The organism is Bacillus sp. J33, from assembly GCF_000518885.1.
Classification (GTDB): Bacteria; Bacillota; Bacilli; order Bacillales; family Cytobacillaceae; genus Cytobacillus.
The window spans coordinates 1-12,224 of sequence record NZ_JAEL01000135.1; the positions used below are offsets into that span (position 1 = coordinate 1).

At 36.9% G+C, this 12,224-nt stretch carries 18 protein-coding genes; 5 read left to right on the forward strand and 13 right to left on the reverse strand.

All coding sequences use genetic code 11. The features are described 5' to 3' along the window. Positions 1–244, forward strand: a 244-nt coding sequence (locus L634_RS0126295) for an ATP-binding protein (protein WP_026584765.1), incomplete at its 5' end; no start/stop codon positions are given. Between the two features lie 216 nt (positions 245–460). Here the strand turns inward: L634_RS0126295 and L634_RS0126300 are convergent. The 5 genes from L634_RS0126300 to L634_RS0126320 all read right to left on the reverse strand — a co-directional run bounded on the left by L634_RS0126300 (position 461) and on the right by L634_RS0126320 (position 2,981). Continuing rightward, a complete protein-coding gene (locus L634_RS0126300; protein ID WP_026584986.1) occupies positions 461–943 on the reverse strand; it encodes a hypothetical protein in 483 nt (160 codons plus the stop codon). 21 nt (positions 944–964) lie between these two features. Continuing rightward, positions 965–1,390, reverse strand: a complete 426-nt coding sequence (locus tag L634_RS0126305) for a hypothetical protein (RefSeq protein ID WP_026584987.1) — start codon at positions 1,388–1,390, stop codon at positions 965–967. Between the two features lie 145 nt (positions 1,391–1,535). Continuing rightward, entirely contained in the window at positions 1,536–1,880 is a 345-nt protein-coding gene (locus tag L634_RS0126310; protein WP_026584988.1) for a hypothetical protein, read from the reverse strand. Positions 1,881–1,922: 42 nt separating this feature from the next. Next, positions 1,923–2,240 carry a hypothetical protein gene (locus tag L634_RS0126315; protein ID WP_026584989.1) on the reverse strand — a complete coding sequence of 106 codons (318 nt, stop codon included), beginning with the start codon at positions 2,238–2,240 and terminating at the stop codon, positions 1,923–1,925. 96 nt (positions 2,241–2,336) lie between these two features. Then, a complete protein-coding gene (locus L634_RS0126320) occupies positions 2,337–2,981 on the reverse strand; it encodes a hypothetical protein (protein WP_026584990.1) in 645 nt (214 codons plus the stop codon). 192 nt (positions 2,982–3,173) lie between these two features. Between L634_RS0126320 and L634_RS0126325 the strand changes: the two genes are divergently transcribed. Together L634_RS0126325 and L634_RS0126330 are read left to right on the forward strand one after the other, a co-directional pair. Beyond that, positions 3,174–3,602: a hypothetical protein gene (locus L634_RS0126325; protein WP_026584991.1), complete on the forward strand. Its 429-nt coding sequence runs from the start codon at positions 3,174–3,176 to the stop codon at positions 3,600–3,602. Positions 3,603–3,631: 29 nt separating this feature from the next. Continuing rightward, positions 3,632–3,853 carry a hypothetical protein gene (locus tag L634_RS0126330; protein WP_026584992.1) on the forward strand — a complete coding sequence of 74 codons (222 nt, stop codon included), beginning with the start codon at positions 3,632–3,634 and terminating at the stop codon, positions 3,851–3,853. 96 nt (positions 3,854–3,949) lie between these two features. Here L634_RS0126330 and L634_RS0126335 read toward each other — a convergent pair whose 3' ends face one another. Then, positions 3,950–4,495 carry a helix-turn-helix domain-containing protein gene (locus L634_RS0126335; protein WP_026584993.1) on the reverse strand — a complete coding sequence of 182 codons (546 nt, stop codon included), beginning with the start codon at positions 4,493–4,495 and terminating at the stop codon, positions 3,950–3,952. A 455-nt stretch (positions 4,496–4,950) separates the two neighbouring features. Here L634_RS0126335 and L634_RS0126340 point away from each other — a divergent pair, with 455 nt between their 5' ends. Next, positions 4,951–5,160: a hypothetical protein gene (locus tag L634_RS0126340; protein ID WP_026584994.1), complete on the forward strand. Its 210-nt coding sequence runs from the start codon at positions 4,951–4,953 to the stop codon at positions 5,158–5,160. A gap of 194 nt (positions 5,161–5,354) precedes the next feature. Here L634_RS0126340 and L634_RS31800 read toward each other — a convergent pair whose 3' ends face one another. From L634_RS31800 to L634_RS0126370, 6 genes are all read right to left on the reverse strand, one after another. Further along, complete coding sequence (locus tag L634_RS31800) at positions 5,355–5,843, reverse strand: recombinase family protein (protein WP_332249069.1); 489 nt, start codon at positions 5,841–5,843, stop codon at positions 5,355–5,357. Continuing rightward, positions 5,756–5,938 (reverse strand): recombinase family protein, encoded by a 183-nt coding sequence (locus tag L634_RS34820; RefSeq protein WP_332249068.1) that lies wholly within the window; start codon positions 5,936–5,938, stop codon positions 5,756–5,758. Before L634_RS34820 ends, L634_RS31800 begins: the two co-directional genes overlap by 88 nt. A gap of 600 nt (positions 5,939–6,538) precedes the next feature. After that, the gene (locus L634_RS0126350) at positions 6,539–6,724 is read right to left on the reverse strand and encodes a hypothetical protein (RefSeq protein WP_026584995.1); all 186 of its coding nucleotides are present in this window, start codon (positions 6,722–6,724) and stop codon (positions 6,539–6,541) included. 2 nt (positions 6,725–6,726) lie between these two features. Continuing rightward, the gene (locus L634_RS0126355) at positions 6,727–7,167 is read right to left on the reverse strand and encodes an Hsp20/alpha crystallin family protein (protein WP_026584996.1); all 441 of its coding nucleotides are present in this window, start codon (positions 7,165–7,167) and stop codon (positions 6,727–6,729) included. Positions 7,168–7,467: 300 nt separating this feature from the next. Continuing rightward, positions 7,468–8,898 (reverse strand): aspartate ammonia-lyase, encoded by a 1,431-nt coding sequence (gene aspA / locus L634_RS0126365; RefSeq protein ID WP_026584997.1) that lies wholly within the window; start codon positions 8,896–8,898, stop codon positions 7,468–7,470. A gap of 24 nt (positions 8,899–8,922) precedes the next feature. Next, complete coding sequence (locus L634_RS0126370; RefSeq protein WP_026584998.1) at positions 8,923–9,912, reverse strand: asparaginase; 990 nt, start codon at positions 9,910–9,912, stop codon at positions 8,923–8,925. Positions 9,913–10,110: 198 nt separating this feature from the next. Between L634_RS0126370 and L634_RS31805 the strand changes: the two genes are divergently transcribed. Then, positions 10,111–10,533 carry a helix-turn-helix domain-containing protein gene (locus L634_RS31805; protein WP_084029032.1) on the forward strand — a complete coding sequence of 141 codons (423 nt, stop codon included), beginning with the start codon at positions 10,111–10,113 and terminating at the stop codon, positions 10,531–10,533. Positions 10,534–10,677: 144 nt separating this feature from the next. Here the strand turns inward: L634_RS31805 and L634_RS0126380 are convergent, their stop codons facing one another. After that, the gene (locus L634_RS0126380; RefSeq protein WP_026584999.1) at positions 10,678–11,916 is read right to left on the reverse strand and encodes a PucR family transcriptional regulator; all 1,239 of its coding nucleotides are present in this window, start codon (positions 11,914–11,916) and stop codon (positions 10,678–10,680) included. Between the last annotated feature and the right edge of the window lie 308 nt (positions 11,917–12,224).

Consider the following 12,224-nt stretch of genomic DNA (forward strand, 5'->3'; position numbering starts at 1 on the left):
CGATGAACTGGGTTATATCCCTTTACATAAACAAGGTGGAGAGCTATTATTCCAGGTCATTTCAATGTGTTATGAGGCCAAAAGCATCATCATTACGACCAACCTGCAGTTCGGTCAATGGAACCATGTTTTTGGTGATCCAATCTTGACAGAGGCAGTCATTGATCGGCTGATCCACCACTCTCACCTGGTGGTATTCAATGGAGACAGTCATCGCTATAAAGAGTCATTATTACAAAACTAGCAATAATGTTGGCAAGTGGTTACATTTTAAACTGCCGTTTCATGCATTTTTTGCTTGCCAAATACAGTGATTACTGAATTACAAACATGGGTAGGTAATAAAAGCAAAGAAGATGGTTATATCACAATTTTAGGAATATAAAAGGAGAGGCATTTTTTTTGCCCCTCCTTTACTGTTTTATATTCTGATGAAATTCTGTTCTTTCCAGGCTTAGAACTACCTACCAGGTTTTACAGAGTTTGCAATCTTTACAATTTCTGATTTAGTTAGTTTATTTTCACCTTTATATTCAATTTCTAATTCTAGCTCTTCTTTTTCCTCTTTCCAGTATAGGTACTGCCTTTGATTTTTATCTTGGTAAAAATAGTTTGTTCCCTTAATTTTTGTATCCTTATCCCATTTGGGATCATCATACCAACTTACTTTTTCAGTAGCAGTTACAACAAGTTTTGTTTTTGTTGCTGTATAATGATATTCCACAGTTTGACAATTCCTACCACAGGAAGTAGCAGTCATGTAACTTTTTTTATATTCAAAAGGTAAATAACTTGGTTCTGCTTTGACAAGTCCTAAAAAGTCTGCCCAACCTACTGGCATTTTTAAAATTGGGGTAGTAAAAATAAGAAATAGCAAAATAAATATTCCACCAGCTAAAAGGTAACTCAGTAATTTTTTCTTAGTAATTTGTTTTTGTTCCAAGTTTATCCTCCATACCTTACCCTATTTCTTGATAGTCAACAGGGTCTTCTCATATAGTTGTATTTTATTGATGTCAAAATTATTGAGGTCAATTACCTGATCAAATTCTAAATTTCTTTCTTCATCCTCATCACCAACCCAGCACACATATAACTCACAATAGTCTCCTTCCTTAAGATAACTATCTAACAGCTTACATAATGCCAGAAAACTCATTTGTGATTCTGTATTACTTTTTGGATAATCTTTTTTATAGTGTTTATTAAACCAAATCCCAACAAAGTCATTAGTAAAAACCTCATACACATACTTAGTAGTAAAATGTTTCTTTACAATCTCTCTATTTTCTTCATCTGAAAAACAGTCACCAATTAATATCTTGTCATCACCATCATCTGGACTTAAAGGCAAAGTAAAATTACATCCTAGATAATTTACTATGCTCATTCTACATACTCCTTTTCAATAACATAAATTTATTTTATCCTGACAATTAACCATATAGCAAGGCAATACCTCTGCCAAATGTTTAAACAAAAAAGGGGAGAGGCACAGATAACCCCATTTTATTACAGCTTGTTTTACTGAGTAATCATAAATCTAAATCAGAATACATTCTAGCTGAGGTAGAAGGGGAATATTTTACTCTATATTTAGTACCAATCTCCTTTTTAACTTTTTCTGTAAGTTGTTGACCTTGTTTATTATGCTCATTTTCTAATTCAATCCCATTGGGGAACAATGTATCTTTACTCCAGTCAATCCATCTACCATACATCATTGCCCATCTCATTAAATCATCCTTTAAATCCTCTGAAAGCGGAACCTCTTCAATGTCAAAGTTACAGCCACATTGATTACACCAAATAGGGTCTGCACTAACATCACCTTCAACCTTTAAGTCAAAAGTTTCCTTTTTTTCACAAAAACAGTGCATGCAATAAACACTCCTAAATTGAAACTATTTATTTTCTAAATTTTAATATGTTCCAAATAGTATGTCCAACTTCTCAGGCTCAGTCTTAAGCATCTCTTGAAAAACACAGTAAGCATCTGGACAGTAAGTACCTCTGATAATGCCTGTTATTGTTGAGGATGCCAACCCAAAAGCTATAGGTGCTTTTCTAATCCTTGAGGCAGTCATTCCTTTAATAAAATGCAAATATAAAATTGCCCCTATTGTCATACCTGATACTCTGCCAACCTCAAGCCTTGCTAACTTGTAAGCATTATGACTCCATACCTCAGCTTGTTCTCCTGATACTCTCCACTCATTAAATCTGTAATTTATGCTCATTTGGCAGTTTCCCTCCTCTGTAAAATAAAAAGGAGGCTGAGCAGTTGCCCAACCTCACCAAAACTGTAGTATTCAGTTTGAAAAATCAATTGACCATTACATTCTTTCTAAATCTGCCATAGCTGATATTATGCTTAAATCACTAAAGTAAAATCTAACTCCATTATGAGTAGCTCTATCAGCATTAATGCTATTTGATACATCTCTCAATACATAGCTGTAGCCATTCATTTCATGAATAACTGTTTGTAGAGCTTGAACTATCTGTGCCTTATTGCTCTTGCTGACAACTGGCTTTACAGTATCAATTAGTTGTCTAATCTCAGCAGCTAAAGCATTAACAACCTTGTATCCCTCAGCTAAAGCATCCATTGTATCTGCTTTTGCCTTTTGACCTAAAGCTAGTTGTGCAGATGCTACAGCCTTTATCTGAACCTCTTTAGCATCAATCTGTTTGTTAATCTCCATCACCTGAGCAACAAGATCAGATTTAATATCCAATTTATTTATGCTCAGTCTTAACTCAGTGACCTCATCCTCAAGAGCCTTTTTCTGAGCTTTCATATCAGCAGACAAAGTATTGTAAACCTCTACAGTCTCCTCTACCTTTTCTAGAGCCTCTTGAGCCTTCTCAAGAGTTGTAAGCTGTGCCTTAAACTCCTTAGTCAGAACATCTTGAGCTTTGTTCTCCAGTCCTAGTAATGCTAACCCTGCAATGAATTTCATCTGTAATTTATTCAAAGTAACTCCTCCCAAATAGTAATAAGGAAAACAGGCTGTATGCCTCAATTTCCTTTGTTACTAGAATAGCTGTGACAGGAGGAATTAAGGTAAGGGATTGAATTTTTATTACTTTTTGTATATGTGTTAGACTGAGGCTAAGATTTTGACAATAATTAATATAGGGAATTAGAAAAATGAGGTGATTATCCAATGCCTGAACCAAGTATAAGATTTAAAAAGACATGGGAAGATGTAGATTTTTATGAATTACAAATGGAATTTAAATGTGCAAACTGCAAGGCTCACATAGATATATACACTTCTAATGAAGAACTAGAAGAGTTAAGAAAAGGAATTAATTATTTTTGTAATTTATCAATAAATGAGTTTACTTGGAAATCAGGTAATGAAACAGAAAATGTTACCCACTTCATATCCATTAGATTTTTTAAACACAATAATAGAGGTCATATTGGTCTGGAATTAACAGTTGATAATAAGTTGGAAGTACCAGAAAAGATGAATGCAAATTTCTTCATAATTACTGAAATTAACCAGCTAGATGACTTTGTAAAAAAATTAGAAAGACTAATTAATGAGGAAATAATTGAGTTAGAAGGAATACTTCCTGTTTATTAATAAAAACATTGATTTAGGGAGATAGTTTAATGTTAGATTTAGAAAAATTTAGAGAAAAACTTATTGCACTAGATGAGTCAGATGCAAAAAGCATTGTCATGATTATTGCCAATTATGTAGACATGGTAAAAAATGAAAATGGGAATTTCACAAATGAAATATTTTTAGACTCAGTAATAAGTCTATTAAATAAAATCCCTGAACCAGATGTACTAAAAGAGATGTATAAGAAAAAACAACAAGAGAATTAATCCAAAGATCTTATTCATTATTACAGATGTTTTTGTTCAAGAAAAAAGGGAACTCATTAACAGAGATTCCCTTATGTCTTATAAGCTAATTTATTATCATTCAATTACAACAGCCTCTAAATCCTGATACTCCCCAGAAAGCTCATCAACTCCAGAATAAACCTGATAATCAATATGACAGTTTATTGGATGGTACAAGTAAAACTCCTGCCCATCCTTTTTTCTAACCTTTATAGCCTCCAGTAATTTTCTGTTAAGGTAGATATTCTGCAACAAATGTTGATGGACGACTACTCCTACCTGTTGTCTAGAAAGTCCAACTAACTTTCCAATGCTCTCCTGTGAAATCCAAGCAAAGCCATCCTTATCAGTGTGAGCAGCTATAACAAGTAATACTTTTAATGCTGATGGATGGAGCTTTGCCAAACCTCCCTGAGCAATAAAATCTTTGTCTAAGGAAAGATAAGCCTTTTTCTCAATTTCATCAGTATCCAAATTGTAGGATTCCTTGACAGTCAGATGAACAAAAGCCTCTTGCTCAATATCAGAGTTAGAAATTCTTTCCTTGAGTAGAGCTTTCCCCTGCTGAATGGACTCTTTTGGAATATGCTTTGAGTGTTCTTTTTCAATAACTGCATTCATTTCCTTAACTTAACCTCCTACTATTGATGTTATTGTTACTCATTTTGATACAAAGATTCAGGAATAGTTGTACTATACATCCTTTAGAATCTATCAAGTCTTTGTAACCTTTATAATCTTTCAGTTCTTTACAATCTTTAGTGTTAAGTACAGTTGCCCCCTCTGATTGTTGAATAGATAAACTTACATGACCATATTTAGAACAGTCTTAGGAGCTGTGACATCCATCTATTCTTATAGTTAGATAAATCTTTGTAGTTGTGACAGGAATGCTAGGAATATTGTTTGGCATGATCCAACTTATCCTGACTACACATCTATCATTAGATGTCCTATTCAAAACTGTGACAATGTGCTAGGAAATCTTTTAAGTAAGGGAGTGGTTCTTTTAGGGCTAGAGCAGGTAATTGGAACTAATTTGTAGAATATTTCCATATATGAAAGGAGGAGAAAAAATGGAAAAAGACCAGCTATTAAATGATTTAAAAGAAATAGGCTCATCATTTCATGTATATAAAGCAATGGTTAGTGATAGTGCTGAGCAAATAACTATCCAAAGTGCAAGGCAGTTAGAGCAAGACAGAATCATTAATTTAGAAGTCTGTAGAGTAACAACCTTAGATAATAATCAACCTGTAGTAGAGTTAAAAGGACAATTCATTTAATACCCTCAGAGTCTATGGTTATGCTTTAAGCAGACTATGGGCTTTTTTATTTTTCCCCAAGAAAAGTCTGGTCTTGGATTCTTTAACACAGCTAAGTGTTGATGTATCAAGGTCTCACAAGTCCAAAAACCCCAGATTATCCAAGACATCAAAAAATCTAAAATTTCCTGCTAAAACAAAAAAAGAGCTATCCCTCAGAGGATGCCCTTCTCCTTAGCAATATTGTATAGTGATGCCCTGCTTACCTTAGTGATCTGACAGATTTGCTTGACAGTCTTTCCATTAGTAGCTCTGTTAGCAAACAGCTCTAGTGCATGTTGCATACTCTCATTCTTGTCATGATACTTCTTAGGCTTACCTTTGTACTTACCTTGAGCCTTTGCTACAGCAATGCCTTCTCTCTGTCTCTCCAGTATCATTTCTCTTTCCCATTCTGCTACTGATAAAAGGATGTTTCTAATCAGCTTTGAGGTAGGGGAGCCATCAAACATTCCCATATTCAGAACATGCAGCTTGATACCCTTTTCTGTAAGCTCATCAATAAGAGCAATACCCTGTTTGACACTTCTAGCTACTCTATCCATCTTGGTAACTATCAGTGTATCTCCTGCCTGTAGGATGCCCAGGAGAGCCTGTAATCCTTCTCTATGAGTGTTCTTCCCTGTTGCCTTATCTCTTTGTATATTACCTCTGCTCCTGCCTCTTGTAGAGCCTTTATTTGAGCCTCTAGATGTTGATCTGCTGTTGATACCCTTGCATATCCATATTGCTTAGCCATCTATGTAACCTCCTTACATTAAAGTAAATAGACACTTTAAATAGACATTACAAACACAGTATAATCAAGGATTGCTGTTTTGTCTATTTTAGGTAAGGTTTAAATAGACATTATGCTAAAGGGGGGGTACAAGGGGGACTAGGGGGTGTGGAGCAGGGGGAGAAGTGCCTGAGAAATAGATGCAGTAAAAAAACAGATGGAAGTAACTACCAATAAATATAGTAGCTGACCTTTGACTGACTCCATTGGTCAGGTAATATGTACAGCCCTTTGCATATAATATACAGCTTTTTGCATAGCTAATCAGACTGCTAAAAAAGCCTGATACAGAGCCATTTCTAGAGAAGTTGACAATATTAATAAGATATGTTACCCTGTCCTGATGCTGTTATTGATGCAGTTAATGAGCAGAAAAGACAAAGTATATAATGCAGATGCTGTCAAGAAAGCATAAAAGGTTGTAGCTGTCAATGGAAATACATAGGCATATGGGGGGATACCCCTACCTGAGAGAATGGGGAAGGTAGTCTAACATACATATACAAAAATTGATGTTATCTCTACCTACTGTTTATTATGATTAAAAAGAAAAGCATTACCTCAAAGGAAGTAATGCTGGTAGTAATTTTTAATATTATTTGTCAGCTCATTTAAAATAATTTTTTTCTTTGCCTGAGGTAAATGGCAGCTTAAAATTAGCAAATCAACTAGGTCAGGCTGTTCCTCAGCAATTTCCTGCAAGTAATCCCTGCCAAACTCTTTCATAACAGGTAGCAAACTGCTCATTTTTAATGGAAATCTACATCAATTCTCTTTTTATTTGTTTGAGTCTGTTTAGGCATGATAACTTCTAGTACACCATTCTTATAAGAAGCCTTTATACCTTCCTCAGAAACAGGAGTCGGTAGTATAATAGCTCTGTGAAAGCTACCTGTGTATCTTTCTCTCCTGTGCATATTCTCTTCTTTAATTTCATTTGTTCTGTTAATTGAGCCACTAATTCTTAAAACATTATTTTCAATATCAATATTTACATCCTCTTTTTTCTCTAATCCAGGAATATCACAAGTAGCAATTACCTCATTATCTGTTTCATGGACATCTACTCTGATGTTCCCAAAATGAGTATTTTCATTTCCAAAATCAAAAGGAAAATCTGAGAATATTCTTTCCATGTCTCTTCTCATATTAGATAACTGCCTAAATGGATCATAGGGTATCAATGCCATTTTTATTAAACACTCCTTCAAAGTTTATTTTTAACAAAAGTATTTTTTACTTTTTCCATGTAATTATTCATTTTAAATTGAAATACAGATATGTGTTGTTTTTAGAAATTCCTAGTACAAAAAAAGAGAGCACCGCAGCGGCAGTATGAAAAAGAGAAAGAGCAGAATAAGCGATAAAGCAAAAGAGCCTTATTCCAAAAGTGGAATAAGGCTCTTTACTAGCGTATATGATCTGCTATTTGCAAATAACGAGCGGAATAAAGCAGATTTAAAAACAAACAGCTATTTTACAGAAACTACCTAGTTTCTATTTAACAAGGCACTGCCCGCTATCCCCGGATTTGTCATTTCATACGGGTTTAAAATCAGGTCAAGCTCCTCTTCTGTTAGAACGTCATATTGCAGGCACAGCTCTCTAACCGACTTTCCGTTGAGGATGGCTTCCCTGGCAATCCTTGAAACCACCTCATATCCGAGGTGCGGGTTAACGGCTGTAATGATTCCCACACTCTTTTCTACATATTCTCTCATTCTATCTTCATTTGCCTGTATACCCGATAGGCAGTAGTCTGTAAAGATTCTGAAGGCATTGTTCATGATACTGATGGATTGAAGCAAATTAAAAACGAGAACAGGCTCCATGACATTCAGTTCAAGCTGCCCAGCTTCGGACGCAAGGCAAATCGTTTGATCATTCCCAATTACCTGAAAGGCAGTCTGGTTAATGAGTTCAGGCATCACAGGGTTAATCTTTCCTGGCATAATAGAGGAGCCTGGCTGGCGGGACGGCAAGCTAATTTCGCCAAGCCCGGCACGAGGGCCTGAAGCCATTAATCTCAAGTCATTCGCTATTTTGGACATATTAATCATACACACTTTTAAGGCAGATGATACTTCCGTATAGGCATCCGTGTTTTGCGTGGCATCAACCAGATGTTCAGTCCCGGCAAGCGGCAGCCCACTTATAGTTGCCAAATGCTTTACAACATTTTTAATATATAGTGGATCTGCGTTTAAGCCAGTTCCTACAGCTGTTGCCCCCATATTTACTTCATACAGGTGCTGGCGTGTTTGTCCAATCCGTTTAATGTCCCGTTCCACTACCCGGCTGTATGCTTCAAATTCCTGGCCAAGGCGAATCGGCACTGCATCCTGGAGATGAGTACGGCCCATTTTTATAACAGAATCAAATTCCTGGGCTTTCCTTCTAAAAACAGCCAGCATATCAGTCATCGTATTCAAAAGCTTGTCCAGAAGAGTAAGAACAGATATATGTATGGCAGTAGGGAACACGTCATTTGTCGATTGAGACATATTGACATGGCTGTTTGGGCTAATCTTGCCATATTCCCCTTTTTCATGGCCAAGCAGCTCGAGGGAGCGGTTTGCAATCACTTCATTAGCATTCATATTGATTGAAGTGCCTGCACCTCCCTGAATGGGGTCAACAATAAAAAATTCATGCCATTGTCCTTCCAGAATTTCATCGCAGGACTGTATAATCGCGCTGCCAATTCCTTCATAAAGACGCTTTGTATCCATATTTGCCAGGGCGGCCGCTTTTTTGATCATCGCCAATGCCCTAATCATTTCAGTATGAATCCTATATCCGGTAATAGGAAAATTTTCAACGGCCCGCATCGTTTGAATGCCGTAATACACATCTTTGGGAATTTCCTTTTCACCAAGGAAATCTTTTTCAATTCTGAAACCACTCTCGGTCTTAATCATTTCCTGATAACTCCCTTTGTTTCTTTAGATTGTAATATCATTTGCAATGGGTGTTTCCATCAATTCCTTCACTTTTTTCGGATCATGTGTCTTTCCGAGCACCCACATCAATTTTGGAACAATGGCTTCTGTATTCATATTCCGGGAACGAATAATCGCATCCTTATTTACTTTTCTGCCAACTTCATATATTTCCATGTCCTCTCCTTCCTCCAGACATTGGGTGGTTACGACTACTGATATGCCGCTTTCTGTCAGTTCATTCAATTTCTCCAAAATATTTCTTCCGTGAAAAGGGATTCCGCCGCTGCCATAGCTTTCAACGACAATGCCCTGACAGTGATCCTTGAGGAAATCAAAATACTCCGGCTTAATGCCCGGGAATAGCTTAACTAAAGATACATCCGTGCAAAGGGAGGTATCAAGCTTAATTTCTTTCTTCTTATCCGTTTGATTTGGGTAACTATATTCAATTTTATTATCATAAATGGATGCTATATAGGGAAAGTTGATGCTTTCAAATGAATCATAGCTTTTTGTTCTCAGTTTAATGGCTCTTGTCCCCTGTATGACTCGTCCATCAAACACGACAAATACTCCGCCTATCTTCTCACAGGCAAATCGAACGGCATCCTTTATATTTTTTTTTGCATCCGTTTTCTGAAATGAAATGGGAATTTGGGAGCCTGTGATGACGACAGGCTTGTCCAGATCCTGCAGCATATAGGAGATCGCAGCTGCACTGTAAGCCATAGTATCTGTTCCATGGGTAATTACAAAGCCGTCATAGCTGTCATAATTCTCATAAATCGCTTTCGCCATGATTGTCCAATATTCCGGCTGCATATTGGTGCTATCAATATTCATCAAAGGCTTGCTTTCAATATGATAAAGAGTATTCAAACCAGGCAGATAGCTTAAAATTTCATCGGCTTCTAATTCAGGCACTAATCCGTTATCCCCTTCCATTGAAGCAATTGTTCCCCCGGTTGTCAGCAGCAATAATTTTTTCATAAAGGGTTCCGCCTTCCATCCTGTTATGGGCCATTAATCTTATGTAAAACATGAAAATTTTCAGATCATTCATACGCGAACCGCGTACTATGAGAGTAATTATATGAAGGAATGGTGAGGAAATCAAGAAGATATTATTCATTCCGCGTACATTTTTTTATTTTTTGATGGTATACTGAAAAAAAGGAGAGTAGAAAGATGATTTTAAATAGATTAACAATATTAAGAAAGAGCAACAACTGGTCTTTGCAGGAGACAGCTGATTTTCTCGGCATTGCCAAAAGCACCTATGCAGGCTATGAATCAGGGCACCGCAGACCTTCTTTAGAGGCCATTAAATTGATGGCAGACTTATTTCAAACCTCAACGGATTACATACTTGGCAGAGTTGAAGATCCCTCATTTCAGCCAGCCTTTGAAAAGACCGCGATCGAATTGGCAGATCCCCTGTCTGTGGATTTATCGGTAGACGGAAGCACTCTTTCCCAGGAAGAAATCGAATACGTGATTGCCTTTATAAGGGCAAAGCGTGAGCTGGGACAGCACAGGGAGCATCAGGGCAAAAATCCGGTGACTGAATCCAGTTATGTAAATGAAAAAACAAATGAAATTCGGGGCTGAATTTCTAATCCCACTGGACTGATTAAGCGGCAGGCGCTGAGGAAATCCAGCTGCTGCCTTATTAGTAAGCAGCCGGAATGATCCTTTTGACTGAATGCATGATCTCATGACAATGCTTTAAAAAATCACAACTTTTTTAGCTTTTTAATCTCGGCCTTCCTTCAATAGCATTAAATCCAGATAAAGCTGACATTTTTGATTAAAATCCGAGAAATCGATCGTTGTCAGTTCCGTGATTTGTTTCATTCGGTAGTTTAACGTATTGGGATGGATAAACATTTGTTCAGCCGTTGGCTTTAATTTGCAGTTATTGACCAAATAGTATTCCAGTGTTTTCAGAAGCTCTGTTTGACTTTCCTGATCCTTTTCCTTTAAAATCTGCAAATTTTTATTTACATATTGATTTTTCTTGTTTTTCTCGTTAATGATATCCAGGTACCGGATAATCCCCAGTTTTTCATATTCGTAAGGTATATTTTCCTGGGTTCCGAGCCTTTCCGTTAGCTCGACTACTTCAAGTGCTTCTTTATAGCTTTTATTAAAGGATAAAAGCTGCTGATATTCATTGCCGATTCCGATATAGATATTGGCGTATCGATTCCTGTCAAAGTTTGTCAGCAGATTTTCTACGATCTGCAAAGAAGCCGCTGCCGGGGAATGCTGGGTTGAGAAACAGCCTACGATAATAATAATATTGGAACGATCGACCAGCACATGGCTCGTGTTATCCTTTAAGTTGAGGTAAGATCTTATCGTCTCTTTTAATTCCTCAACCAGCTCATCTCCGGCATCTATGACATTCACAACCATTATGCAAAAAATGGATGGCAGCACGATGTCAAGCTGATTGGCTTCCCACTTCAAATCCTTTTCATTTGTATAACGGTTATTAATCGCATTTCTGAATAAATTTTCAATCTCTATTTCTTTTTGATGAATGATTTTCGTTCTTTTATGCAGGATTTTTCCGACATGAACAGAGGCCTCATATAAAAAATCCATTTCTTCATCCGTCAGATTGTCATTGATTTCCTGAACCCAAATATAGCCCATGATGGTGTCTTTATATCTGGCACTGACGACAACCCGCTGGTTCAGGCCAATTTCTTTCATATCGTGAATTCTAAATGGGTTTTGGATGGTTTTAAGCTGATCCATAATTCCTGTTTCCACAAAAGCTTCAAATATATTTAATGGGCACTTTTTTGAAAAAATAGTTTCCTGATTCGCTCGATCAAATTGATCAATATAGTAAGAGTTGTAAGCTAAAAGGAAGAAATGATCATTTTCCAAAATGATCGGTTTTTTTAACGTATGACTGATCAAATCGATTATTTTATCCAAATCCGATAAAGTAAGGATTTGCTCCAATTGCTCCTTCATTTTCTGCCCTCCTTCCTTGTTATCCCTTATCATACTGGGCAATTTGACATTTGTATAGTATTTTTCAATTCCCTTTCTAAACACAAAAAGAGGGTGTCCCAAAAGTCTAACTTTCGGACACCCTCTTTTTTCTTCTATAAAATTGGCCAGTTGATTTCCGCTCCAGGGACTCAAGCTGTCGCGGGCGGTCCGACGCTCCTCGGTGCATTCACCACCTGCGGGGTCTCCCGCTGACTCGCTTCTCCCGCAGGACATTGAATAAGCTTCCCCGAATTAACACCTCTTCGTAAGGAAATGCGGTAGCATTT

Coding starts and splice junctions, on each gene's coding strand:
- L634_RS0126305 (WP_026584987.1), bottom strand. CDS start 1,390: ATGAGCATAGTAAATTATCTAGGATGTAATTTTACTTTGCCTTTAAGT.
- L634_RS0126315 (WP_026584989.1), bottom strand. CDS start 2,240: ATGAGCATAAATTACAGATTTAATGAGTGGAGAGTATCAGGAGAACAA.
- L634_RS0126340 (WP_026584994.1), top strand. CDS start 4,951: ATGGAAAAAGACCAGCTATTAAATGATTTAAAAGAAATAGGCTCATCA.
- L634_RS0126350 (WP_026584995.1), bottom strand. CDS start 6,724: ATGAGCAGTTTGCTACCTGTTATGAAAGAGTTTGGCAGGGATTACTTG.
- L634_RS31805 (WP_084029032.1), top strand. CDS start 10,111: ATGATTTTAAATAGATTAACAATATTAAGAAAGAGCAACAACTGGTCT.
- L634_RS34820 (WP_332249068.1), bottom strand. CDS start 5,938: ATGGCTAAGCAATATGGATATGCAAGGGTATCAACAGCAGATCAACAT.
- L634_RS0126330 (WP_026584992.1), top strand. CDS start 3,632: ATGTTAGATTTAGAAAAATTTAGAGAAAAACTTATTGCACTAGATGAG.
- L634_RS0126310 (WP_026584988.1), bottom strand. CDS start 1,880: ATGCACTGTTTTTGTGAAAAAAAGGAAACTTTTGACTTAAAGGTTGAA.
- L634_RS0126370 (WP_026584998.1), bottom strand. CDS start 9,912: ATGAAAAAATTATTGCTGCTGACAACCGGGGGAACAATTGCTTCAATG.
- L634_RS0126355 (WP_026584996.1), bottom strand. CDS start 7,167: ATGGCATTGATACCCTATGATCCATTTAGGCAGTTATCTAATATGAGA.
- aspA (WP_026584997.1), bottom strand. CDS start 8,898: ATGATTAAGACCGAGAGTGGTTTCAGAATTGAAAAAGATTTCCTTGGT.
- L634_RS0126380 (WP_026584999.1), bottom strand. CDS start 11,916: ATGAAGGAGCAATTGGAGCAAATCCTTACTTTATCGGATTTGGATAAA.
- L634_RS0126325 (WP_026584991.1), top strand. CDS start 3,174: ATGCCTGAACCAAGTATAAGATTTAAAAAGACATGGGAAGATGTAGAT.
- L634_RS0126335 (WP_026584993.1), bottom strand. CDS start 4,495: ATGAATGCAGTTATTGAAAAAGAACACTCAAAGCATATTCCAAAAGAG.